General features: G+C 45.8%; 21 protein-coding genes. 8 read left to right on the forward strand and 13 right to left on the reverse strand.

The window, feature by feature from the left end:
• Positions 1–76: 76 nt before the first annotated feature.
• From A4R26_RS22760 to leuB, 3 genes are all read left to right on the forward strand, one after another.
• Positions 77–1,570 carry a hydroxymethylglutaryl-CoA lyase-like TIM-barrel protein gene (locus A4R26_RS22760; RefSeq protein ID WP_242674993.1) on the forward strand — a complete coding sequence of 498 codons (1,494 nt, stop codon included), beginning with the start codon at positions 77–79 and terminating at the stop codon, positions 1,568–1,570.
• A 92-nt stretch (positions 1,571–1,662) separates the two neighbouring features.
• On the forward strand, positions 1,663–2,025 hold the full coding sequence (locus tag A4R26_RS22765) for a four helix bundle protein (protein ID WP_081168827.1): 363 nt from the start codon (positions 1,663–1,665) through the stop codon (positions 2,023–2,025).
• 78 nt (positions 2,026–2,103) lie between these two features.
• Positions 2,104–3,177 (forward strand): 3-isopropylmalate dehydrogenase, encoded by a 1,074-nt coding sequence (gene leuB, locus A4R26_RS22770; RefSeq protein ID WP_081168828.1) that lies wholly within the window; start codon positions 2,104–2,106, stop codon positions 3,175–3,177.
• A 136-nt stretch (positions 3,178–3,313) separates the two neighbouring features.
• Here the strand turns inward: leuB and A4R26_RS22775 are convergent, their stop codons facing one another.
• The 9 genes from A4R26_RS22775 to A4R26_RS22820 form a co-directional block, all read right to left on the reverse strand.
• On the reverse strand, positions 3,314–4,618 hold the full coding sequence (locus A4R26_RS22775; protein WP_081168829.1) for a S41 family peptidase: 1,305 nt from the start codon (positions 4,616–4,618) through the stop codon (positions 3,314–3,316).
• A 345-nt stretch (positions 4,619–4,963) separates the two neighbouring features.
• Positions 4,964–6,382 carry a T9SS type A sorting domain-containing protein gene (locus tag A4R26_RS22780; RefSeq protein ID WP_165760381.1) on the reverse strand — a complete coding sequence of 473 codons (1,419 nt, stop codon included), beginning with the start codon at positions 6,380–6,382 and terminating at the stop codon, positions 4,964–4,966.
• 103 nt (positions 6,383–6,485) lie between these two features.
• Complete coding sequence (locus A4R26_RS22785) at positions 6,486–7,841, reverse strand: beta-helix domain-containing protein (protein ID WP_133054757.1); 1,356 nt, start codon at positions 7,839–7,841, stop codon at positions 6,486–6,488.
• A 413-nt stretch (positions 7,842–8,254) separates the two neighbouring features.
• Positions 8,255–9,346 (reverse strand): type IX secretion system outer membrane channel protein PorV, encoded by a 1,092-nt coding sequence (gene porV / locus A4R26_RS22795; RefSeq protein ID WP_107685884.1) that lies wholly within the window; start codon positions 9,344–9,346, stop codon positions 8,255–8,257.
• A gap of 31 nt (positions 9,347–9,377) precedes the next feature.
• Positions 9,378–12,029, reverse strand: a complete 2,652-nt coding sequence (locus A4R26_RS22800) for an MBG domain-containing protein (RefSeq protein ID WP_081168834.1) — start codon at positions 12,027–12,029, stop codon at positions 9,378–9,380.
• 17 nt (positions 12,030–12,046) lie between these two features.
• Positions 12,047–12,739 (reverse strand): hypothetical protein, encoded by a 693-nt coding sequence (locus A4R26_RS22805; RefSeq protein ID WP_133054758.1) that lies wholly within the window; start codon positions 12,737–12,739, stop codon positions 12,047–12,049.
• 91 nt (positions 12,740–12,830) lie between these two features.
• The gene (locus A4R26_RS22810) at positions 12,831–15,992 is read right to left on the reverse strand and encodes a TonB-dependent receptor domain-containing protein (RefSeq protein WP_081168836.1); all 3,162 of its coding nucleotides are present in this window, start codon (positions 15,990–15,992) and stop codon (positions 12,831–12,833) included.
• Positions 15,993–16,048: 56 nt separating this feature from the next.
• Positions 16,049–17,062 carry a FecR family protein gene (locus A4R26_RS22815; protein ID WP_081168837.1) on the reverse strand — a complete coding sequence of 338 codons (1,014 nt, stop codon included), beginning with the start codon at positions 17,060–17,062 and terminating at the stop codon, positions 16,049–16,051.
• 183 nt (positions 17,063–17,245) lie between these two features.
• On the reverse strand, positions 17,246–17,830 hold the full coding sequence (locus tag A4R26_RS22820) for an RNA polymerase sigma factor (protein ID WP_081168838.1): 585 nt from the start codon (positions 17,828–17,830) through the stop codon (positions 17,246–17,248).
• A 574-nt stretch (positions 17,831–18,404) separates the two neighbouring features.
• On the opposite strand from A4R26_RS22820, the gene A4R26_RS22825 reads away from it, so the two are divergent.
• The 4 genes from A4R26_RS22825 (at position 18,405) to A4R26_RS22840 (ending at position 20,942) form a co-directional block, all read left to right on the forward strand.
• The gene (locus tag A4R26_RS22825) at positions 18,405–18,848 is read left to right on the forward strand and encodes a MauE/DoxX family redox-associated membrane protein (RefSeq protein WP_081168839.1); all 444 of its coding nucleotides are present in this window, start codon (positions 18,405–18,407) and stop codon (positions 18,846–18,848) included.
• A gap of 117 nt (positions 18,849–18,965) precedes the next feature.
• The gene (locus A4R26_RS22830; RefSeq protein ID WP_081168840.1) at positions 18,966–19,244 is read left to right on the forward strand and encodes an HTH domain-containing protein; all 279 of its coding nucleotides are present in this window, start codon (positions 18,966–18,968) and stop codon (positions 19,242–19,244) included.
• A 297-nt stretch (positions 19,245–19,541) separates the two neighbouring features.
• Positions 19,542–20,351: a hypothetical protein gene (locus tag A4R26_RS22835; RefSeq protein WP_081168841.1), complete on the forward strand. Its 810-nt coding sequence runs from the start codon at positions 19,542–19,544 to the stop codon at positions 20,349–20,351.
• Positions 20,352–20,606: 255 nt separating this feature from the next.
• Positions 20,607–20,942 (forward strand): hypothetical protein, encoded by a 336-nt coding sequence (locus A4R26_RS22840; RefSeq protein ID WP_081168842.1) that lies wholly within the window; start codon positions 20,607–20,609, stop codon positions 20,940–20,942.
• A gap of 248 nt (positions 20,943–21,190) precedes the next feature.
• Here A4R26_RS22840 and A4R26_RS22845 read toward each other — a convergent pair whose 3' ends face one another.
• Positions 21,191–21,643: a hypothetical protein gene (locus A4R26_RS22845; RefSeq protein ID WP_081168843.1), complete on the reverse strand. Its 453-nt coding sequence runs from the start codon at positions 21,641–21,643 to the stop codon at positions 21,191–21,193.
• A 213-nt stretch (positions 21,644–21,856) separates the two neighbouring features.
• On the opposite strand from A4R26_RS22845, the gene A4R26_RS22850 reads away from it, so the two are divergent.
• Complete coding sequence (locus tag A4R26_RS22850) at positions 21,857–22,114, forward strand: hypothetical protein (protein WP_081168844.1); 258 nt, start codon at positions 21,857–21,859, stop codon at positions 22,112–22,114.
• 1 nt (position 22,115) lies between these two features.
• Here A4R26_RS22850 and A4R26_RS22855 read toward each other — a convergent pair whose 3' ends face one another.
• Genes A4R26_RS22855 through A4R26_RS22865 form a run of 3 tightly spaced genes read right to left on the reverse strand, consistent with a single transcriptional unit; the run spans position 22,116 to position 25,243 of the window.
• Entirely contained in the window at positions 22,116–23,243 is a 1,128-nt protein-coding gene (locus A4R26_RS22855) for a TIGR03364 family FAD-dependent oxidoreductase (RefSeq protein ID WP_081168845.1), read from the reverse strand.
• Positions 23,243–24,532 (reverse strand): DUF5690 family protein, encoded by a 1,290-nt coding sequence (locus tag A4R26_RS22860; RefSeq protein ID WP_081168846.1) that lies wholly within the window; start codon positions 24,530–24,532, stop codon positions 23,243–23,245. The genes A4R26_RS22855 and A4R26_RS22860 overlap by 1 nt, the downstream gene beginning before the upstream one ends.
• A gap of 18 nt (positions 24,533–24,550) precedes the next feature.
• Positions 24,551–25,243: an HAD-IA family hydrolase gene (locus A4R26_RS22865; protein WP_081168847.1), complete on the reverse strand. Its 693-nt coding sequence runs from the start codon at positions 25,241–25,243 to the stop codon at positions 24,551–24,553.

The following is a 25,243-nucleotide window of genomic DNA, read 5'->3' on the forward strand; positions in this document are numbered from 1 at the left end:
TTCACTTTTTCATTTCTAATTTTTAATTTCTCATTTCTCATTTCTTATGCCTGGTGACCAGCGACACATAGAGATCATGGATACCACGCTCCGCGATGGCGAACAAACCAGCGGAGTGTCGTTCTCCCCCACCGAAAAACTGACGATTGCCCAATTGCTTTTGACCGAAGTAAAAGTAAACCGCATAGAAATTGCTTCTGCCCGGGTAAGCGAAGGGGAGTTTGAAGCGGTAAAAGCAATTACAAAATGGGCAAAATCCAATGGTTTTCTGAACCAGGTTGAAGTGCTCACCTTTGTCGATGGCGATGTTTCTATTCAATGGATGCAGCAGGCCGGCGCCAAAGTGATGAACCTGCTCACCAAAGGCTCACTGAATCACCTCACCCACCAGTTAAAGAAAAAACCCGAACAGCATTTTGCCGAAATAGCCGATGTAATAAAACTGGCCAGAAAAAAAGGAATTGAGGTAAATGTATACCTGGAAGACTGGAGCAACGGGATGCGCCATTCAAAAGAGTATGTATTTCAATACCTCGATTTCATTCAAAAAATGCCGGTAAAACGTATTATGTTACCCGATACGCTTGGCATTCTTACGCCCGCGGAAGTAACAGAATACATTTCGGCTATCGTACAACGCTATCCCGGCCTGCATTTCGATTTTCATGCACATAATGATTATGACCTGGGCACAGCCAACGTGCTGGAAGGCGTAAAAGCCGGCGCCCATGGCATACACTTAACCATCAATGGTATGGGCGAAAGAGCGGGCAACGCCCCCCTCGCCAGCGCCATTGCCGTAATGAACGATTTCGTGCCTGAGGTAAAGACCTCCGTTGTTGAGGCTTCTTTATACCGGGTATCGAAGCTGGTTGAAACCTTTTCGGGTTTCCGTATTCCGGTTAACAAACCGGTTGTGGGCGAGAACGTGTTCACCCAAACCGCCGGCATTCATGCCGATGGCGATAAAAAGAACAAACTCTATTTCAGCGACCTGATGCCCGAGCGTTTTGGCCGTACACGGCGATACGCCCTCGGCAAAACCAGCGGCAAGGCGAATATTGAAAACAACCTGGCGCAACTGGGCATTCAGTTGAGCGAGCCCGATCTGAAAAAAGTTACCCAGCGCATCATCGAGCTGGGCGATAAAAAGGAGGTGGTTACTCAGGCCGATCTGCCATATATAATTTCAGATGTGATCGACAGCAGGAATATTACAGAAAAAGTACGCATCGAGAATTACGTGCTTACGCATTCAAAAAACCTGCGTCCATCGGTAACTGTTGAAATATCCATCAACGGGGAACTATATGAAGAGCACTCGCAGGGCGACGGACAATACGATGCGTTTGTAAACGCGCTGAAAAAGGTGTATAAACGAATGAAAAAAGAGCTTCCGATATTGACCGATTACGCGGTGCGTATACCACCCGGTGGTAAAAGCGACGCCCTTTGCGAAACGGTGATCACCTGGAGCTACAATGGCAAAGAGTTCAAAACCCGCGGTCTCGACAGCGACCAAACGGTATCGGCGATAAAGGCTACTCAGAAGATGTTGAATTTGATATAAAGGAACAAGGCAACAAGGCAACAAGGCATAAAGGCAACGAGGGGAAATACAGAGGAAGCGAGTGATTTATTTTTAATAATAACACTTGCGGTATGTCAACCATTCAATCTTTTCGAGACCTAATCGTTTGGCAAAAGTCAATGAAACTGGTCACAGAGATCTATCTTGCTACCAGATCTTTTCCACCTGAAGAGTTATATGCGTTAACAAGTCAACTACGCCGTTGTGCCATATCCATTCCAAGCAATATTGCTGAAGGATATGGAAGAAGATCAACGTTGGATTATAAGCGTTTTTTACAAATAGCAGTTGGTTCTACTTTTGAATTGCAGACTCAGATTGAAATCGCTTCTAATTTGAAATATCTTTCATCGGAGCTATTCGGCAATCTTAGTAATGCGGCAAAGGAAATTGAACTGATGCTATTATCTTTGATAAACAAATTGATTAACTAATGTTTGAAAGAGACAAAAGGCCCTGGCTTCTACTCGTTGCCTCGTTGCCTTGTTGCCTCTATTCCTAAAAACAAAAGCATGGCAACTAAGCACATACTCATCGTTCCCGGCGACGGCATTGGCCAGGAAGTAACGGCAGTTGGTAAAAAAGTGTTAGACAAGATCGCTGCAAAATTCGGACACACATTTACATATGACGAAGCATTGATCGGCCATGTGGCCATCGAAGCAACAGGCAATCCCCTCCCCGATGAAACGCTGGAGAAAATGCGCAAGTCAGACGCTGTGCTGTTTGGCGCGGTAGGACATCCCAAATACGACAACGACCCTACTGCCAAAGTACGTCCGGAGCAGGGTTTGCTGAAAATGCGTAAAGAACTGGGACTGTACGCCAACCTGCGCCCCATTAAATTATTCGATGAGTTGCTGGGCGCGTCCAGCATTAAACCCGAAGTATTGAAAGGCGCCGACATCCTTTTCTTCCGTGAGTTGACGGGCGATATTTATTTCGGTGAGAAAGGCAGAAAGAACGACGGCGACACCGCTTATGACGTGGCGCAATACAGCCGCTTTGAAGTAGAGCGCATTGCCCGCAAAGCGTTCGAAGCAGCCCGTACCAGAAGAAAGAAATTATGTTCTGTAGATAAAGCGAACGTTATTGAAACCAGCCGCCTGTGGCGCGAAGTGGTTCAAAAAATCGCAAAAGAATATCCCGACGTAGAAGTGGAACATCAGTTTGTTGACGCTACAGCTATGTTGCTGATAAAAGACCCGCGCAAATTCGACGTAGTGGTAACAGCCAACCTGTTTGGCGATATCCTTACCGATGAAGCGTCACAGATTGCCGGTTCAATGGGTATGCTGGCTTCCGCTTCAATTGGTGATGGCACCGGCGTTTATGAGCCTATTCACGGTTCTGCGCATGATATTACCGGTAAGGGCGTTGCCAATCCGCTGGCTTCTATTTTATCGGCGGCGCTGCTGCTCGATATATCATTTGGCATGAAAGCCGAATCGGAAGCTGTGATCAGCGCCGTAGATAAAGTATTGAAAGCAGGTTTCCGCACCCGCGATATCGCCGATGCACAAACTCCCGCAAACAAGATCTTAGGCACCGATGCTATAGGCGAAGAGGTGTTGAAGTTTTTGTAAGTTATCATAAGAAGTTTTCAGAAGGCGGGTCATTGATATGGCCCGCTTTTTTATTGCTGTTAACAGACATCAATAGGTGATCATGAAAATTAACAAGTATGCATTGAGAAACAAACCGGTAATGAGTTTCCCCTGTTCACAACGCCACCACATTAACCGAGGTGGTTCCATAGATCAACTCTAGCGCTTTATCTACAGGCAGATCGCCAGGCCGGCCAACGGGCGGTAATGGCAATTTACCGGTTTCAGTGACCGGGTAATGCGGCACCAGTCCGTTTGAATAATCACCCTTGCCATTAGCGTCTGCGATCTTATATACTGTGGGCATTAGCACCCAGGCCACCTGCCTCGGGTTTCGCAGATCTTCTACCGGGAAGGAGGCTTCATCTTTGCCCAGCGTGGTTTCTCCTATGCGAACAACATCAGTATATGGCGCCAGGTTATGCACTAGCAGTTCCGCTGCCGATGCGGTTTCAGCCGATGTTAAAATGAACAGGCGCGATAAATGAAGGTTCGACGCCTGCAGGTCGCTCATGTTCTTGCCGCTGGCATTACCGCTAAAAGCGATCGCCTGCTGAAAAGTTTGTACAACGGTTCCCCCATGCCGGTTGCCCCGGTACGTTATAAACTTAGCGGAAGCGTTGAAGTTACCGGCCAGCATAGCCGCCAGCTTGGTGGCGGAAGCCACGCTGCCGCCGGGGTTATAACGCAGATCGAGTATCATTTCGGACACCCCTTTTTGTTGCAGTTTCTGTATGCTTTGCAACATAACGCCGTCATCTTTTTCGGCGCAAAGATAATAAGCCAGGTAACCGGTCTTTTTTCCACCGGCTTCAAATAAACTGGTTGCGTATACGCTTTTCTGCGGCACTATAGAACTTTGTACTCCTACCCGCGCAGCGTCGACCAGTGCAGAACGATCGGTATTGAATGCAGCCAGTTGTAAAATGGCCGATGACGCCTGCAAGGCTGCTTTGGTTGTTTGTTTGTTACCGGGAGTTATGGCTTTGTCATTCACTGCGGTAAAAAGCATTCCCCGCTTCAATCCCCTGTTATTGGCAGCACTGCCCGGAATTACATGGGTAATAACCCCTATCAGTTTTTGCGAATCGAACGGATGCGCTGTAAACGTATAATGAAAACCATACATTTCGGCCGATGTTTTGGTAGACCCGATATTTGTTCGGTTACTGATCCAGGAAAAGCGGTCTTTCGGCGATAATAACTGTTTAAAGAACTGTTCGGTAGGCAATGAATAATCGGGATGCGCCGGCATATCGGCGCTCCAGTAATAGTATAACTGCATACTGTCGTACACCCACTTATTGATCTTGCCAAGGGAATCGGTTGGTTGCCAGCCGGCATCCTTTTTAGTGCAGGCCGGGCCGGGCAGCAAAGCAAATGAAATTAATATGTATACAATGATTTTACTAACAGTCATTTTTAAAGGTCTTGGTTCACTGCTTTTAGTTCACGGTTCACAGTTTAGTTTGGGGGCAGGTTGCAGATATGCATAAATTGACTAATATCATAAGGTTTTAGTTTATTGATATCAGGGATCCATATTTTATTTTCGGAGTTAGCCAATAAGACACAGCCTTATTGCACCTTTATCTTAATTTTATTTTTTTGTTAAGTGCGAAAAATTATTTTTGTAGTGGTTTTAAACAATTACTAATAAAGGGTGTTCAGCGAGCAGGCTGAATACCCTTTTGACTTTTTATCGGAGGCAATTACCTGTGAAGTAAACTTACTCCACAGGTAATTAATGAAAAAAGAGAAGTTCTTATTTTTTGATAAACGACTTGCTCTGGCGCTGGCCGTTCATGTTAAATACTACCATGTAATTGCCAGGGATCAGCTTGCTTACATTTATGGTTGTTTGAACAGCGCCCTGTTGAACATTTTGCGTTAACAGCTGGCGGCCGTCGATGCTAACCAATTGTACAGTAGTACCGGCTTCAGCCGCAGGATGTTGCATAACCAGGCTGCTTTGTACAGGGTTAGGATATACGTTGATCTTCACCACGCCCTTTACCGCCAATACGTCACTGTAAACTTTGGCGCCATCTTTTCCTGTAAGGTTAACGCGATAAAATGCAGTTTTATCAGTACGGGTATCGGTTAACTGATAAAATGGTTCTTTACCGGAAGCCTTGACCACGGTGAATGGCTCAAATGATTTTCCGCCATCTGTTGATTTCTCCACTACATATTCCCGGGCATTGGCCTCATCGGGCGTACTCCACTGGAGGTTGATCAACTCTTCATTGGTTGCCTCTCCATTGAGCCAAAGATTGATGATGAAAAGCTTTTGACCATCGATCACAAGTACGTTATCCAACCCGCCGGTAGCATTTTTTGTATCAATGGAAGCCCATCCTGCTGAAGGCCATTTACCATTGAATGAAAGGTAGAGGCGGTACAGGCTGCCATTCAGTGAGCGCTGGGCAATATGCAGGATACCATTTGATAAGGTGTTGGGAATAATAGTGCCCCAGGCTTTATTGACAGCATTTACGCTATCGGCATAAAATGGTGCATAACCATTGGCCACGCTGTTGTCGCTGCCATCGCTTTCAATAAACGTACCTGTAACGGGACGGCCCTGGGCAAACAGGTTATCATATAATAAAATGAATTGCTTTGGGCTGCCATGGCGTAATGGCGTGCAACGTAATGCAGTTCCACCGGTTGTATCAGTGCCAAAATTGAGCACAGTAACCGGATTGGAGGCGGTTAAACGGTGTGTAACGGTAATTCCGTTGGCGCCGTTATTCAAAATAAGACGGAAATAAACGCTGTTGCCGGGTCTGAACAAAGTGGAAGAAGCCGCTTCGTTTGCAAACCAGCCGGTGTATGATCCGGTTGTATCGGTAGTGAATTCACCGTAACGGCCGCTTAGGGCCAGCGTAGCTGTGGTAATACGCGCAAAATCGCCGCTGTCTTTTACCAGAATGTAGGCGCCTTCACCAATGCTTGTGCTGGTTGGCGACGATACAAAACGGTTGAAATAACGGTAGGTTGCGTTGGGGATCAACCCGCTTACCGTCATGCGGCAAACGAACGGCACTTTGCGATCATCAGCAGTGTTGAAACTACCAACACCCTGAATATATTGGGGAAAATACACTTCTGAAATAGTCTGTCCGAATGATACGGAAGCTACCAGGAGCAGGATGAGTATATTGACTCCGGTTTTCATAACTGTTAGTGTTAGGTTAATTAATAGAAACACCGGGCCGCTTTTTAAGGTAGCCCGGTGTATAAAAAGAATTACCTGTTTCATATAACATGGCAGGAAATTATTAATAGTTCAGTTTTGCCCAGCCAGCTAACCAGTTGTTGGCTGTAGCATCGTTGGCAACATAAGGACCGAAAGCACCGCGGTAAGCAGGTGTTTCAAATTCAGACGGCAATCCAACATAATCAGTAGTCAGTGATAAAGCCGGAGAAGCAGACAATGGTCTGAAATCGCCATTGAACGGATCAGCAAGCAGAACATCAGTATTGGCATTGCTGCTAACATATTGTCCATTGCTTCCGGGCAATGTGAGCGTTGACGGGTTGATCACAGCAGAAAAACCATGAACCAGGTTATGGTTGAAATTTGCTATATCAGCCTGAGAACCAGAAGAGGCCAGTTGTAAACCTGTAGGGAAGCCCATGAAGATCGAGTTACGAACTTCGTAGCTGCTATGACGGCGGAATTGAGCACCATTTAACAGGCCCAGGGTAGCAGCCTGGCTGCTTGTTTCAACACCGATAACGGTCATATTAGAGATGATAGCTCTGGTGCGAGGCTCATCAGCTGCACCGGTTGCGTTGTTATCGCTCTCTATACCGTTGGGGTTGGCAGAATAGTTCTCGCCGGCATCCAGTACTGAAAGGGCATACTGAATATGACCGCTGTAACCAAAATCAAAATCAAAAGCATCATCATCCGGAGCCAGAGCAAAAAGATAGCTGGCATTTACTGTACCACCGAAGAATTCGAATGCATCATCATTACCATAAGCCACTTCAATGTGGTTCAGGATAGTACCGGCGCCAACACCGCCTAAAGTAAGACCGTTCAACTCATTGTCTGTTGCGATAGCAGCACCTGCATATTCAATGATCACATACTCCAGTTGACCGGAACTGTGATTTGCATCACCCAATCCGGCGCCACCGCCCCCATAGTTAACATCTACACCGGCAGGAACGCTGGGCAGGTTGATACCTTCGATAGTAGCATCAGCTCTGTTCAAAGGTGCATTTCCCAATAATACGATACCACCCCAGTCGCCAGCGGCAGGAGTAGCCTGGTGTGAAGTGAATACGATTGGATCGCTTGGCGTACCGGCAGCAAAGATCTGTGCGCCGCGTGTTACAATCAACGCTGAAGCAGAGTCGTTGGTTGATTTTTTCACAGCCTCTACGTGTGTACCCTCTTCAAAGATCAATGTAGCATTGTTGGTTACATACGTTTTGCCATCCAGTACATATAAAGTATCATTTGATAAAAATCGATCTGCAGTAATGGTTAATGGTAATACTACAGTATCAACGTATGGACCGGCAAATGTACCGCGTGGACTAAAACCTTTGTCAATACCATTTTTCTTGCAAGCAGTGGCTGCCAGTGCAAGTACAGCCATGCTTAGGATAAGTCTCTTCATGATTAATTTGGTTTTTTAAACAATTACTAAAAAATGGATGTATATGAAACAGGTAATCCTTTGCTATATAAAATCATCATGCGTAATATTCAAAACACAATGCCCGATCCTCTACCGCCAAATCCAATTCAAAATTATACTCCAAACCTTATCGCACATCACATCTTCATCGATTTAGCAATTAGTTATTGGTTTGTTAATATTACGTTTGTGCGTTAATGTATGTTCACGACGGTCCCTATACATGCCTGGGTTACGCATGCACAATAACCATTTGCATTTTTATATAATAAAATGCACCCGTAAACATCAATCAAATCAAGCCGGGAAAGAGGTCAATAAGCAAATGACAATAGATAAATTGAAATATCAACCAGCGAACGATACAATTAAATAATATCCGGTATCAGTGTTTACTTTTTTATCGCAACCACAAAGCCTAACCGCACGGTATTCCCAAGGGGATTTCTATTCACTTTATCACCTGTTGGAACGAGGTAAGAAAAGTTCACCATAGCCGTACTGAAACGTACTCCGGCGCCGGCAGTGACATACTGCCAGTTTCCATAGGAATAGGATTTACTGTTATACCCCAATCTCAGGTATAGCTGATCCTTGAAAATATATTCTGTTCCAAACGCAAGCTGCAAGGCGTTATTATCAAAAGAATCGAACCAGCCCGACACTACGCTTTTGTTGCGATAACCGGGCATCTCTTCCAGAGTTAAAGGAACTTTTGGTACCAGTAATTTATCGGCCTGTACCGTGAAGGTCATTTTATTATCATCATTCCACACCTCCGTATAAGCAACGCCAACACCTAATCCGGCCGGCAAAAAATCTTTATTATCATCGTCTTCCGTATACCCTATTTTGGAACCCAGGTTCGATAAAGAAATTCCCGCCGTCCAGCCACTGCCATTTTCACCGGCACCAGTATAAAAGGCCGACAGATCGGCTGCAACCGCGTTTCCTGCCTTGTAGCTGGTACCATTTACGGCTCCCGTAACCAGTTTGGAAGAGATATAACGCAGAGCAATACCCAATCCTATTTTATCGCTCAGTTTGCGGGAGTATCCCAGGTCGAATGAAAATTCACGCGGGCGAACGGTTTGCAGTTTATTTCCACTGTAATCAACCATAGAAACATCACCGGCATTAAAATATCTTAATGAAGCCGAAACCGACTGCCATTGATCCAGCTGATGATAACCAGCCAATGTGGCCAGGTACATATTGTCGGCTACCTCTTTCAGCCACGGTGTATAGGTAGCGCCTATCGCTGTTGGTTTACTGGCAAACGGCATTTTAGCCTGGTTATAAAAAACACTATTGGCATCCGGACTTATGGCAATGCCGGCATCTCCCATTCCCCCGCTGCGTGCATCGGGGGAGATCCGCAAAAAGGGAACGGCAGTAGTAGTAATATTGATACTGTTATTCTCCTGCGCAACCAACACACCTGAACAAAAAATTGAAACAGCAGTTATTAATAGCTTCCTCATCACAAAATGTTTTGGATAGAATGATTTGTAATTATTGTATAATGATTTTTTCTTTCAGCAATGCATCGGCAATTGCCACACGCACATGGTAAACTCCCGCAACAACCGTCCCTACAGCGACATTAAATGTGTTATGCCCTTTCGCCAATGTTACATTCACATTTACAAGGCGGGTACCATTATTGTCGAATAGCTGTACTGCCCCCCTGCCACCGGTGACAGTATATACGTTTACCCGCAGTTGGCCGGGAGCACTTATATAGGCACCCATATTATCCTGGGCGGCGCCCTGGGCCGGCAGAATATTCAACGTACCGTTAATTTGAGCGATATTATAGTTATCGGATACAGCACCGCTTATTGTTATGGGATATGCCCCGGCAATTGAGGTAGTGGTGGCTTTTGTAGTAGCAACAGGCAATGCCGTCAACATGGAAGCATCTTCATTTTTAACAAACCCGCTATAAGTGATCGTCAACGGCGGGTTAGCCTCGCCTTCATTTTTGGTTACATCATTGGCCTGCACATACAAACGCGCTTTTTGTATAGTTAACGTCTGCGCTGAACTGGCCGTAGCGTAGGTAACATTTCCTGCCTGTGAAGCGGTAATGACTGTAGTTCCGGCAGTAAGAATGATAACAGAATCTCCCCTGATAAAAGCTACAGCGGGATTACTGCTGCTGAACGTTACGGGCAGGCCGCTGCTGGCAGAAGCATTGAGTTTAATATCATCATCACCATATTTTCTGGCCGGTAAAGCAGTAAATGTAATGGTTTGCATCGCCAGCGGATCTATAGTAAGCGTTCCTTTCACAAAACTGATATCATAATTGGCGGATGTTGCACCGGACACGGTAATATCATATGTGCCGGCTTGTGAACCAGTTCCTGCCGAAGTAGCTGCCACTGGCTGAGCGGTAAGCACCGTGTTATTTTCGCCGTACACAAATCCTGTGTAGGTAAATGTAAAAGCCGGGTTAGGCTGACCCACCAATCTTTTTTTATCATCGGCTTTAATACTTAATGCGGCTTTATTCACCGTGAGCGGCTGGTTTACATCTGCCGCCGGCAACCATGCGCTTGTTCCGCCTTGTGAAGCAGTGATGGTTGTTGTGCCGGCGCCGGTAATATGTATTTTCCCGTTTACGATTGTTGCAACCAGGGGATTGCTGCTGGCATAACTAACAGCCAGCCCTGAACTCGCCTGCGCGCCGGGATCAAAATCAGCAACTCCATATATTACCGGTGATAAAGCGTTAAAGGTAATGGTTTGCGGTTGCTGCGATGGGGTGATCGTTAAAGTGCCCTTTACATAGTTAAAATTATAGTTTGGCGATGCAGCCCCGCCGGGTATGATGTCATAACTACCTGCAGAAGAACCTGAAGTAGCAGGAGTTGTCATTACAGGTAATGTAGTCAGACTGGCTTCTGTATCGCCATTTACAAAACCAGAATAATTTGCGGTAAAAGCGGGTATGGCAGCACCCTGCAAAATCTGCTCATCATTTGCTGTTATGGTGAGCAATGCCTTATTTACGGTCAACGGTTGAGCAACAGCTATGGCCGCGTTAAAGAAATCATCACCGGGTTGGGTGGCAGTGATATTGACACTTCCCGCGCCGGCTACATGCACGTTGTTATTAACAATAGATGCAATGGCAGCATTATCGCTTCCATAAGTTACCGGCAGGCCTGCACCTGACGTAGCCGCCGGATCAAAATCGGCATCACCATATGTTTTTGCCTGCAGTGGATTGAATGTAATTGTTTGATCAGTTTTTACATCGGCGCCATCGAGCCGGGCTATTCCACCATCCAGCACGATCACATTGGCAAGCCCGCCCGTTGCAAGGGCTGTACCGGCACGGCCGCCACCCTGTACCGGCCATCTGCCGTCAGCCGATAATTTATATCCTACTTCCGCTCCCGTAGCCAGGCTGTATTGCCCTATTCGGCGAATCCCATTCACCATATCGTTAGGAATAACAGATCCCCAGGCTTTGTCAACACCATTTACATCCGTTGCATAAAAGGAAGCAAAGCTATTGGAAGCATCAACGCCATCGCTTTCGATCACACTACCGGTAATGGGCCTGTCGGTGCCGCTTACAACGTCCTTATCCCATAACAATACAAAGTTTTTACCTACGCCTCCCGTCACGGGTGTACTGCGAATAGCCGTGCAGTTGGTGCTGGCAGTTCCATAATTCAACACGGTTATTTCCTGCGTGGTTGTCGGGCGTGTGGCCACAGTAAGCCCTCCTGACCCGTTATTAAGAAATATCCTGAACTTCAATTTATTACCAGGAGTAAATGTTGTAGTAGCAGCCGCTTCCGCCATAAACCACCCTGTATAAGTCCCTGATGCATCTGCAGTGAGCTCACCATAAGTGCTGGCCAGATTCGGATTTGGGATTCGGGTAAAATCACCTGATTGTTTCACATAGATAAATGCGCCCTCTCCTGCGGTAGCGCTCGTAAGTGGTGCAAACCGGCAAAAATACCGGTAAGTAGCATTGGCCGTTAACCCGGTCAACTGTAACCGGCATACAAAAGGCGTTCTACCCGCAGCTCCTGTACCTGCCGCATGTATGTATCGGGGCAGGTATATTTCTGTAATGGATTGACCAAAAGAAGACTGTATCAATAATATGAAGAGAAAAAAAGTAAAACCGGATTTCATTGTAATCGATTGAGAATTTAGTAAAGTTTGGTTACGGATGCGCTGGTAGCGGAATTGAAGGATATATAATAAATAGAGTAATCGGCATTGGCTTCGGAAAGTGCAGCCGGATTAATGGTACCTAATAAAATATCGCTGCCATCATTTGCATATAGCCGTAATCTTGGTTTTCGTGTACCGCCTCCTGAAAAGAATGGCGAGAAATCGCCTCTTTTCAGATAAAAACTATCCGTTGCTTCATAGTCATTCGCCGAATTACCAGTTTTACTGTTCTCGACCACCACTTTAATTTCATCATAGGCAGAGGTAGTAAAAGGCGAAGCATACACTACCGATAATTTGATCTTTCCTTCGGCCGGTGCAGGCTCGTTCACAGGCGGCCCTATCCATACCAGTTTGCCACCGGCCATGGGTTGAAAGAAAGTAACAGCGTTAAGCGAAACCGTTTTATAACTTACAACTGTATCGAGCAACAGGGAATTGCTGTACATATCTGTAACACGGTACCGCCGCCTGGGTTCCGTGTATTTTACCTGTAATAGCTGATACCCTTGTGGAGTATACAGCGTATCGGTCAGCACCGTGCCGTTATCTGAAACGATCAGGCGCAAAGAATCAATTGTAACGGCATTCAATGCTACGGTTGTATAACTCATTTGCTCAACGGCGTCACCTCCTTTTGAGCAAGCCGTACAAAAAACGAATGCCATGGCAATACAGTATTTACAAACTCTTTCAAACATTTTCGTATCCTTTTTTATATTGAGTAACACGTTTTAATTGCTCAGTTTTCACCCGTTTCTACAGTTTATAGGTCAGGCTCAGGCTAAACGAGGTTCCCTTTTTCACTTTATAGTTCACGAAATCGAAGCGCTCGTTAAAGTCGGCCCCTTTGGGATCATCGTTATCCTTTTCGCCGGGATAACTGCCATTATCGTCACGGTTTATATTGTTACTGTAGATGACCGTATATTGGTTCAGCAGGTCGGAAATATTAAAGCGCAACTCTGCTTTTTGCTTTATGATCTTTGTGCTTAACTGAATATCTACCACATCGCGGGCGTTCTCATATTGAATAAGCCGTGGGTTGGTACCGCCATTTACAATGCGGCGGCCAAACCGGTTGTATGCCACGTTGAAGCCCCAATCGCCTGTCTGGTAGTTGAGGCCCATATTTACAATGTATGGCGATAACCCCTGTATGGGACGGTTACCGTTTTCAACGTAATTAGTGTCTTTTTGCGTGAACGGGCTTTTTTTAACAATGTGTTTGATGCCTCCTTCCAGGTATGTACCATTAGCGGTGAAGTACAGGTGTTTCAACCAGGCGGTACCGGGAGAAATGAATGACAGGGATTTCCTGACCTCCACTTCCACCCCTTTTGCCGTAGCGCTTTCGAGGTTCCAGTATTCAACGCTATTATTGGGATTACCCAGAATATAAAAGCGTTCCACCGGTTTGTCGAAGTACTTGTAAAATAATGAAGCAGAGAGAATTTCATTTCCGGAAGGATAATATTCCACCCGGAAATCGTAGTTCTTTATACGCGTTATTTGCAGCGCCTGTTGACCGGTAACCTGTAACTGCTCAACAAAATCGTAATATACATACGGTGAACGTTCTACAAAATCGGGCCTTGCAAGTGTTTTGCTAAAAGCAGCCCTTATATTGAATTTATCGTTTACGCTGTAAATTACATTTACGGATGGCAGCCAGTCTTTTTCATAATACACCGAATCGCTGAACTGGGGGAAACCATCGGCATTATAAGTTTCGGTAGACATCTTAACTTTATTGTTCTCATATCTGAAACCGCCTACCAAACGGAGGTGCTCTAATATTTTCAGATCGAGCATTCCGTAGGTAGCCCTCAGTTCCTGAACCCCATTATACCGGTCGCCGGTACTTTCAGAGCGGATGTATGTTGGCGCATATACGAGGTCGCCATTTGCGATGGCTTCTTCCGTAGCTATCATGTAATACGGTAATCCTTTCGAGTTGGATTCAAATGTTTTATTTGCCGCAAGTATGCGTAAACCGGTTGCATCATAGTCAGCTTCGCGTTTTGACCAGGCGTAGCCCATTTTAAAGCTTTGTTTAGCTTTTGCAACGATAAATGGGATAGCCACGTTAGCGCCGGCATTGCTCCTTATTTCATCGAGGGTTGAAGCGTATAATCCGCCCCAGAATAAATTCCGCTCACCGAAATTATATGAATACCTGTGTGCGGCTGAATCCTGATCGCGGCCTACCACATACCGGCCATCGGGTTGCTCCCGTTTCAAAGTGATGTAATCGCCATACCAGTCAACCCTCAGTCTGGCATTGAACAAACTATGCTCCCCCTCTATCCTGCTTTGGATCATGCGGTTGGTAAGTGTTGTTTGACCAGCCCGGTTCTCAAAACCGCTGTTACTTATCTGGTAGCCGTACCTGTCGTCATATTGGTTACTGTACCGGTTATTGTATAAATTCTTCAGCGCCAGTTTATGCCCTTTGGTTTTATAAGCCAAATTCAATAATCCGCCGATGGTTGTATTATACCGGTAACGTTTACCCCGGAAGTCATAATTCTGCAAACTGCGGGCCTCTCCTTCTTCGTATAACATTTCGTTACGGTAGGTCAATGCCGCAACTGCGCCAATGCTGTTGTTATTTTTAAACAATTTGCTTAAACCACCCGACACCTGATAATTTTGCATGGGCGTATAGTGATACCGGTAGGTTTGCCAGCGATTGGGAATTCTGGCCCCTATGGCCCGCAAAGCAGCGGTGTCTTTACTGGCATGATATTTCACATACTGCAGCTGGTCAAAAGCGCGGCCATCTCCAAACCACTTACGCTCTTCATCAACAATACCAAGGGCTGCCTGTTTATCGCGTTTATTGCTGATAAAATCAGTACCGGTGCTGGCTGTATTAAAACCGGTTCCGACACCGACGTTCAGAAAGTTTCTAAAGGGCACATCTGTCGTATTGATCTGTACCATTCCGCCCGTAAATTCACCGGGCAGGTCGGGTGTGGCCGTCTTGTTCACGATCACATTATCTACCAGTGCACTGGGAACTATATCGAAACTGAAATTCCTTCTATTAGGTTCTGTACTTGGCAAAGAGGCGCCGTTTATGAGAACGTTGTTGTACCGGTCGCTAACGCCACGGATGGTAACAAATTTGTCGCCCTGGACCGTGATGCCACTAACCCGTTTCAATACCTGCCCGGTATTGTTATCGCCTGTAAGCCTGATCTGTTCGGCACTGATACCATTGGTCATTCCTGCACTGTTCTTTTGCGTCATTAATAAAGAACGGGTGCTTTCCCTGCGGGCGCCGCTGGTAACCACCACTGCCTGCATTTGTTTGGATGCAGCAGTAAGCACTACGCTTAAATCAGTGTCTTCATTCTCTTTTACAACGGCATCGGTAATGCGCCGCGATTGATATCCTACGAAGGAGAACTGTAAGGTATAATTGCCCGGCGGCAGCGACAATACATAATCGCCGTTAACGGTGGTGCTTATTACTTTGTCAATCGGTTCTACCCTGATAGTAACGCCCGGCATCACCTCATTCTTGTCGTTGCGTATGACGCCGGTGATCCTGCCCGGCTGCTGATTGCGCTGCGGCACAGGCGTAGCTACCGGCGTTGTGTTGATCTTAACCGCAATGGTGTTGCCAAGCAGGTTAAAATCGAGGTTAGCGAGGCGCTGCAGGTTTTCCAGTACATTACCTAATGTAACATCATTAAATACAAAGGACCTGATCGTAATTTTCTCCAGTTGTTCACGGGAATACGAAAATGTATAATTGCTGCGTTTATCTAATTCTTCCACAACTTTCGCAGCGGTTGTGTTCTTTAAGGAAACAGAGATCTTTTCTTTTAAAGCAATAACCTGTGCCGAAGCGCCCAGGATAGTTGAAAAAAACAGAATGGCAGTTAGTATAACAGTGAGTTTATTCATATCGACGTTCTTGTTCGGAATGGCTTTTATACTTTATTAAATATGGAATGCGGCTTTTAGCGTTTTGCTTCTACTATAACCACTTTATCACCGGCCTTTCGGTATTGCAGGTCATGTACAAATAGTATATTTTCCAGGATAGCCGTCCATGCGATGTTGTGAAAGCTGGCCGTTATGCGTTTGTTTTGAACCAGCGCGGGGTTGCATTCGATAGCAACCTGATAGCGCTGCCCGATGCGTTTGATCGCTTCCTGCAACGGCACTTCATTGAACACGAGGTAACCCTGCGTCCACAAGGCCACATTGGCTGCTTCAACCGGCATTACCTGCCACGACTGGGATTGTTTTGAATAACGTAGGGAATGATTGGGAGAAAGTTCAGTGGTCATATCGGTAGCGGTATCGTCGAGGGCTATCTTGCCGTGCACAAGTGATACGCGCACTTCCGATTCATGGTCATAAGCTTCTATATTGAAAGCGGTACCCAGTACCCGGGTACGCAGGCTGCCGGTTTCAACTATAAAAGGAACTTTATTTTGAGTGCCCCCTTCTCCGGAGGGGGCCACGGGGAGGCTGACAACTTCAAAAAAGCCTTCACCTGATAATTTCAACAGGCGCTCCTTTTTATTGAACTGAGCGGGATCGAACTCAAGGCGGGAATGCATATTTAAACAAACCTGCGATCCATCGGGAAGCGTAATACGGCGAATGCCGGGCAGGTTGTTTTCGATAACCGTAAGTTGGGGATGCCCGGTGTGGTGTTGTGCTGCGGCAGGACGTAGATAATAATATAGTACAGCCGTAGATACTATGAGCAACAACCAGCTGGCGGCCACCAGCAAACGGCGGTAAGGCAGTCTGTGCCGCTCAGGCACCTGGCGGGCGCCGGTAATTTGCCGGTACATACGATCCCTGATCGCGTGTAAATGCTCATTCGACAATTCGGCCGAACTGCCTGACACATCGAGTTGGGTTACCCATTGTTGTAATAACTCAATTTCTTCGGGGGTGCATTCATTGTTCCTGAACCGTTGAATCAATGCTTCAACGGACATGGGGCTTTGTTTCATACATCATAGTAATAACACGGCCGGCAAATAGTACCATGCCGTGTATATTACCAAAATGTTAAGCCGTAAAGGCGGGCAAATACTTTTCCTTATTCACTTCTATATGATGCAGGTTCTACATGATTGGGTGCCAGTGATGATCCGGGGTAACTCCCACTAAGCTTCGTATTTAAAGCGCATTTTCTACAACCACAAAAATACCTGCACCGCCAGTTGTTTGATGGCCCGGCGCAACCGTTTGCCGGCAATATGGAGCTGGTTCTTTACGGTTTGCCGCGAGAGGGACAGCTCCCCTGCTATTTCGGCTATGGATTGGTCGTGGTAATAATTGCGGATGAAGATGCGTTTCATTTTTTCGGGCATACCCGTAATCTCCTTCTCTATGGCCTGGTGAATATTTTCCTGGTCCTGTTCCTGCTGTATAAGCGCATAGTTGGGATCGGCAACGGCCTGGTGCGCCAGAAACGCCTCCAGGTTTTTGTAGTGTTTTTCACGAAGCCCTTTCGAGCGGAAGTAGTTGAATACTTTATGATATAAACAGGCCACCAGGTACGATCGTACAGCCTGGCCATCGGGAAGGGAAGGCATAGAACGCCAGATATCGGCAAACAGGTCGTGCACGAGATCATAGGCGTCTTCGGCCGAACCTGTTTTTTTACAGGCCAGCCTGAACAATAATTCCCAATGCTGATGATACCATTCATTGAACACCTGTTCATCAGTATTAAGAGAATGGTTTTGCGGTTTAATAGGTCGGTCCTGCCACATAACTATAACAGTAATGCGCAAATTATATCATGTGTTTAAATTGCCATTGTTATGAAACTATGAACACAGGAGAAAATGTGATAATGTGATAATTTGATAATGTGACGCGCTATGAAGTATACTGCACGTAACACCAGTTTTTAAAAAAACTTTATGGTAATCTGCGGCTCGCGTATGCTAACACTTTAAGTGACGTTTACATTACTATCAGGGATAATATTGAACCGGCAGAGCGACAATGAATAGTCCTTTTTACACTTACTATTGTTTGCCCAAAAACTTAACATTGGAAAATAAAATTCCTTTGTAATTTTACACTAAGATAATATTCCGAGGTTAAAGCCAGCTCCCGACACTCCTTCTAACCTCTTTTCAAAATCCGGTTTGCGTATTTTATCATGCCGTTTCATTCTCACAGAATAAACTGGCAGGTCTGTTATTTTCCGTTCCTCATGAATAACCTTCCAAACCGTAAAAAACAACCATTTAAGGAAAAATGATCTTGTAGCAAATACTCCGTCGAATGGCGGAGAAACCATAACCTTATTCGTCAACATTAAGAACCTGCAATGCTATGAAAAAGAGTAACGCGGCCATTGTGATCATTTGCACATTGATCATTATCCTGTTCGTATACACAGCCAGCGCTAAATTGCTCGATCACTACAATTTTCAATTCGGTCTTTCTGAATCACCTTTTATTGCACCCTTTGCCAACATCCTTGCCTGGGCGATACCAGCCGGTGAATTGCTCATTGCCGTTATGCTGGCGATACCTGCTATACGATTAGCGGGATTGTATGCGTCCGGCATCCTGATGTCGTTATTTACCGTATATATTGCAGCCATGCTATTGTCTGGCAGCGATATCCCCTGCTCCTGCGGCGGTATAGTAGAAGAAATGTCGTGGGGTGCGCATATTGTATTCAACAGCGCTTTTGTAGCCTTGTCGGCCTGCGGTATTTATCTGCAAAGAAAAAAGCGACGAACGGCCAACAACTTACCTGCTTTGGCATAATCAATCGACTCACTGTTAAGATCTATATTGGAGGGGCATGTTACGTCCGTAACGTAACGCACGGAAACCGATTCCTTATCCCGTGGCGACTTACCATCGCCACTTAAATTCACCCGTATGCAAAGAGATATCATTGACCGGCTCTCCCGATTGGACCACCTGATTCGAATCAAAGGCACCGGAACCCCAGCACAACTGGCAGAGCGATTAAACCTATCTGAAAGAAGTATTTACGATTACATCAATTTCATGAAAGGGCTTGGTTGCCCAATCAAGTTCGACAGTTACCGTGAAAGTTATTTTTATGAAGAAGAAGGCTTTTTTGTGATCGCCTTCTTTTCAAAAAACAAACTAAAGCCCCTGCTGGAAAATTATTCCCATGAATTAAATGAATAAGGGGCGGTTTCCGCCTGTAAAACTTAATATTCCACTGCAGAATGACTGCAGTAGCGTTTTCGAAATTTAAATGTAAGCCATTCACCCCGGTCAACATTTACATGGCGATCCGATAAACCAAAAAATTAATGCACTGGTGGAGTGAAAGCAAGTCGGGAAATGCGTTCACTTTTATAACAGCTTATCTTGTGCAGAAACGCCTGCTTTATAAGCACCTTTATAAACATTATGCCACCGGTGCATTATTTATAACGATCTTCGTGTATGTGTAAGCATAAGTAAAAATTACATTTACAAATGAACTATGCAAAAGTATTGGATGCTGCCCTTACCATGTTCCCCCGCAAGGTAAAAGTAACCTGTATCGATGGCGTTTCAGGACAACCCATTGGCAGGTATAAAGTACTGCTTCACCACCTGCCAAACGTGTTTAATAAACCCATTACATTGACTATTGAAGGCAATGAATGGCGGGTGATAAAAGCCAGCCCGGTTCACTCCGACGAATTTTCGATCTTCAGAAAGCTGACCCTGCATGTACTGAACAAAGAACAGGAGCAACAGTCAACGTTAGGGCATAATGTGCCTACCAGGCATGCCAGTATTCCGGCCACTACCCCTACCGCATATTATGAGCAATTCACTGTTCACCTGCAGCCAACCGACTGGCTGCAAATGGAATTCCTGCCGGCGGCCGAATTACCATTGATCCAGGAAGAAGTGGCATTGATAGCCCCTGTTTTGTTACCTGAAAACGGGTTGAACCCATTGTTAGGCTATGAAACCCCGCATGTGCGCCATCAAACTGCCCATCTGGGGGTAGACATCCCTTTTGACGCTTTTTGCGCCGCCATACAGGTAAATAAAAAGGGGAATATCCGCATTGAGGGGCATGAATATGTTCAGAACGGGTTCGCCCTGCAATCGGACAATTACGAATATTACGGCACGGTGGTCAATAATCGCATAACCCATTTAAGCCTTACCGGATTCGACAGCGTAGACGATGAGTTTTTCAGGCTGGTTACCACCTGGGAACTGGTACTGGTTAAATGGGTGGAATGCAGTATAACCACAGTACAACCGGATATCACGGAAGAAACATAAGTACCCAACATACACATCGAACTATAAATATTCTTTCCCGGGGATACAGCTTCAGGCAAGACCTAAGCTGTATTTTTATTTGCCTGAATTCAAAATTCAAATTAATTTACATGTTCAGGCAACAGCCTTCCAGGGCAGCCGCTTTGGAAGTTCAGAACACAATGCTCAGATTAGTAAGCCAAACCGCCACTATTGGCTTAACCCTGCCCGAATGACTGGAATTCAGTCAGGCGGGCATTAAATGTTTTCAACAGCATGGCAAAAAAGAAACGCATTGCTGCGAAGAAGTCCGTTCAGGTAAAAAAGAAGGCTATCGCTCCCAAAAAGAAAGCCGCCGCAAAAAAGAAAAAAAACGCTAAAAAAGCGTCAGCTAACGGAAAAACAACCGTTCAACGCCTGGTAATCCATACAGACGATATTACGAAGATCCTGGGCATAAACATACGCACGGCGCAACGGCTCCTGCAAACCATCCGCGAAGAACTGGGCCGTAAGAAGAAAGATTATGTATCAATAAAAGAGTTTGCCGATTATGTACATCTTGGCGAAGATGAAGTAAAACAAAACCTCAGTGAAACGTCGCTTAACTAACGCAATACGGTTATAATGGTAATTGACGCTTTACGGCGGATTAAACGCTTTGTTTTACCCGTAATTCGTACATTCCTATCCTGATTTTACCGGCCGGTAATACATTGGCCTGATCAGGAAATAATGGGTATATTATTTTTGCCGGATAAAATTATCCGGCATCTTTATTTTTGTCAGTATTCACAGCAGTTTTACGCCTTCATACCGGCTGCACCCATGCTTACTATTGCTGGCTGCGTTATTAAGTATTATTTCCTACGAACAGCAGGTTCGCCTGAAAATGAGCAAACACTCAATACCATACCTGCCTGTTCGTATATTGAAGGGGGGTGCATACCGGTATCAGGCATTTGGCAAACGGCCAATGGCTCGCGCCTGTTATTTTGATGTACGATCAGTTTTGGCTGATTGCCTGTTACAATGTTGTAATCGAAAACAGCATTATTGATCTCGAGCCTGCCGGTATGATTGCGGTTGTTATATAAATATTTTCCCTGATCGACCCCATAAACGCTTTTAAAGATGAGGCGGTGGGCATAACCAGCATTCTCCATAAAGAACACCAGGCGATCGCCTTCATGAACTATCCTCACAGTTTGCTGATCGGGATTGTACTTCATAACCACCAATGTATTTCCATCCCGGATCAGATGATACTCTTTAATGTCGTTGGATGCGTTACTTATCAGGGTCCACTTCATGCAGTAAGTTTAATTGGCCAAAACCGCCGCAAGGTAGAAATATTAATTGCGAACACAATATTAATTCCATGTTACCAACCATCCGCCTCCGCTAATGATTTCTAACGGCTTAAGCAATTCCTCAACCCTTCCATGCACTGCCTAAAACTTAACATTGGGTTTGTTATGCTATTATTATCTTTATATTAATTCTTTAAAAAACCACATTCTTCTATGAGTAAAGTGACAAAGCAGGCAGCGTCTGAAAAGCCCTCCAAAAAAGAACTCTCAAAACTGGTGTATGAAAAGCTTACCGGTAGTTTGACCGACTTTCATTTAAAAGAAAAAAAACTCGAGAACCGGTTAGTGAAGGTTAGCAGGCGCCTGGCATCGGATATTGTAAAATCGCTTAAGAAAGATACGCCTGGAAACGACAAAAACGCACCCCGGAAAAAAGCAGCGAGGAAAGCAAAAGAGGCTGCAGCTGAATAATTTACAAACCTGAAATTATCTCTTCAGCCAATCCAAACGACAGGGTCATACCTGCCCCGCCCAACCCGTTGAATATATAAACTCCAGGTTCGGGCGATTCAAACAAATGACTATCCCCATTGGTAAGTTTTGCATACACCCCATTCCAGGTGGCTGTAATGGTATTGCTTTTGAAACTGGCAAATGTTTTCAGGTAATCGAGGATCAGTTGATTGATACTGGCTTTATCAAACGGGTCGGGTGATAACCCATATTCATGGGAATCGCCCACCGTTAACTCAAACCTGCTGTTCTGCGAAACCATTACATGTATACCCCATCGTACATGGCCGGGCAATTCCTGTTCATACCTGCGGCGTAGCAGCAGTATGGAAGGCGCTGTTGAAAAGCTTTTATAATGGATCAGCGATAACCCGCCACACAATGCGGGTCCGATATGCCAGTTACCGGGCTGCGGTTCAAAACGCATCATTTGTAATTTGCACCTGGTAACAGGCATACTCCTGAACACTTCGGGGTACAGCGTTTCAAAATCGGCTCCGCTGCAAATAAACACCAGGTCGGCACTGTATTGTTCATGTTTTCCCACAACTACAGTATTACCGGCAATATAACTAACACACCTGCCCCACAAAAAGGTAACGCCATGCTTTTCCTTCAACCACGAGGGCAAACAGGCAATGGCTTCCCTGGGGTCAACAATAACTTCTTCTGTACTGTACAACCCGCCTTTGAGCTTTTCCGGCACCACGGCGGGCGACATGCCCACCACCTGTTCCGGCGTTAGCAGGGATACTCCTCTTTCGGCTTTGAATTGTTCATACAATTCCTGCAACACCTGCCATTCGGTTTCATTATGGGCGAGGTGCAAACTGCCCGGTTGTTCAAAAGAAAAAGCGCCTGTACCGCCTATCTCCTTCCAGATGTTGCGGCTGCGAATGGCCCGTTCATATAACTTACCTGCAGGCTGCCCTACCGGCCATACCATACCGAAGTTCCTTACAGAAGCGCCGGTTGCCTGATGGCCCCGCTCGATAACGGTCACCGCATATCCTTTTATGGCCAGTGCGCGGGCCATTGCCAGTCCGGCTATGCCTGCGCCAATTACTATTGCTGTGGGTTTCAACATTAAGCCGCTTTATTATTTTCGATCTGTTGTTTATAATTACGCGAGAAATAGAACCAGGAATACCCTGTGCCCAATAATCCTGTTATGGAGAACAGCACCACGCTTATGGGATAAAACTGCGTCCATGTAAGCTGCAGCCTGAATACTTCTTTTGATAACATCACAGCCGAACTGCCAAGATAGCCCCAGGCATCTACCACATAGATCAGAAAGCCAACGTTACCGGTAATTTTGAAGGCTGCTATAAGCCGTTCAAAAAATATACAGTTGAAGGGTATGTACCCCATATACAGGCCGAGTCCAACGAGCTGCATCCAAAGCAACCCATTCATCGATCCCGTTATAAACAATACGGAAGATAAACCGGCCAGTAAAAAACCGGCTATCACCACCGCATGTACAAGTTTCAATGCACGAATGTTTTTTCTAATGAACACCAGCAAACCCATTACCAGTAAGATCACCAGCGAAATGACCGTTTCTGTTTGGGTAAATATCGCCGGCTTTGACCCGTATCCCAGTTCACTGAAAATATTCACCATGAAATTGTCGCGCACATCGCGCATTATGGTGAGAAATAAATAACCGATGGTTACGGCTATAATTCCACTGCCAAAGCGCTGTAAGAATATTCGGCGCTCTTTGCCGGTCATGGGTTGGCGGCGGGTTCGTTCGAGCACATCATTTTCATCGGGCGCCGGTGTTTTTTCGAGCAGGTACATCAAGGCAGCCAATGGCAACACAAACAAACAGCCGGTTACAAATGCCAGCCACTGCTCCCCTACCTGCCATGTATCGCGCAGCCACAGTGCAACGGAACGGGTAAAACCGCCGGCAAAAATGAAACTGACAGCCATTATAGCCCCGATAAAATCGGTTGATCTTCTTCCTTCCACATAACTGAATACAATACCCCACATAAATCCCAGCACAAATCCGTTTATAAAAAGACAGCATACACCCCACGGCGCGGGTATAAGCGCAAATACGCCTAAACTCAACCAGGCAACGCCTATCAGCACAGTGCCTGTTTTCCAGCGGCCATACCGGCCTAATTCTGCAATGAACCTGATGCCGAAAAATTTGCTGAGCATGTAACCCAGCCCCTGGCATATGATAAGCAGGGTTTGGTATTTGATGCCGGCGAATACCAGGTTATCGTATGTAGCCACCGTAAATGGTTTCCGGTACGCATAAACCGACGTATACGCCAGGAACGCCACAAGAGCCAGCGTAACAGAGGTACCGGCCTGTTTTCTTGAATAGGATGGCGCAGCAGATATCGACAAGGAGAATAGAATTGATTATTAAATACGCGTTTCCAATTCGCTCAGGGAATCGAGGAGGGCGGGTAAACCGGCCAGGCTATCAATTATAAAATCGGGGCGATATGCTTCCAGCTCACTACGTGAATACGCGCCGGTAGTAACGCTTACCACCAGGCCACATGCCGCATTGCGCCCTTCTTCCACATCAACTTTGGTATCGCCCACTTTTACTACCGCTTTACTATCGCTGACCCCCAATTGTTTCATGATGGTTTCTATCATAAACGGTTGCGGCCGGCCTTCAGGCACTTCATCACTGCAAACGACCATATCGATGGTTTGGGGCACGTTCCATTGCAGCCGCTGTAATATGGCATTGGTTACAGCACGGGTAAAACCGGTATTGAGTGCGATCTTTATTCCGCGCTGTTTCAATAAAAGAAAAACAGCCTCCACTTCGGGTAACGGTTGCAGCTCAGGATCGTTCTGGTACCATGCCAGCATATTGCGGGTAAAAGCTTCGTGGATCTGTTCCGGGAGTAAACTATTCCCGCCCGGCAACAGCATGCGTATGGCGTCAATTTTTCTGAAACCCATTACCTGGTTAACTGTCGTTAAAGGCACATCGATATTGAATGCATGGAAGGCGTCGGTAAAGGCTTTGGCCACATTTCCGGTATCGCGCACCGTTGTGCCTGCCATGTCAAATACTACCAGTTGTATATCACTCAT

It is taken from the genome of Niastella populi, from assembly GCF_002078015.1.
GTDB classification, from domain to species: Bacteria; Bacteroidota; Bacteroidia; order Chitinophagales; family Chitinophagaceae; genus Niastella; species Niastella populi.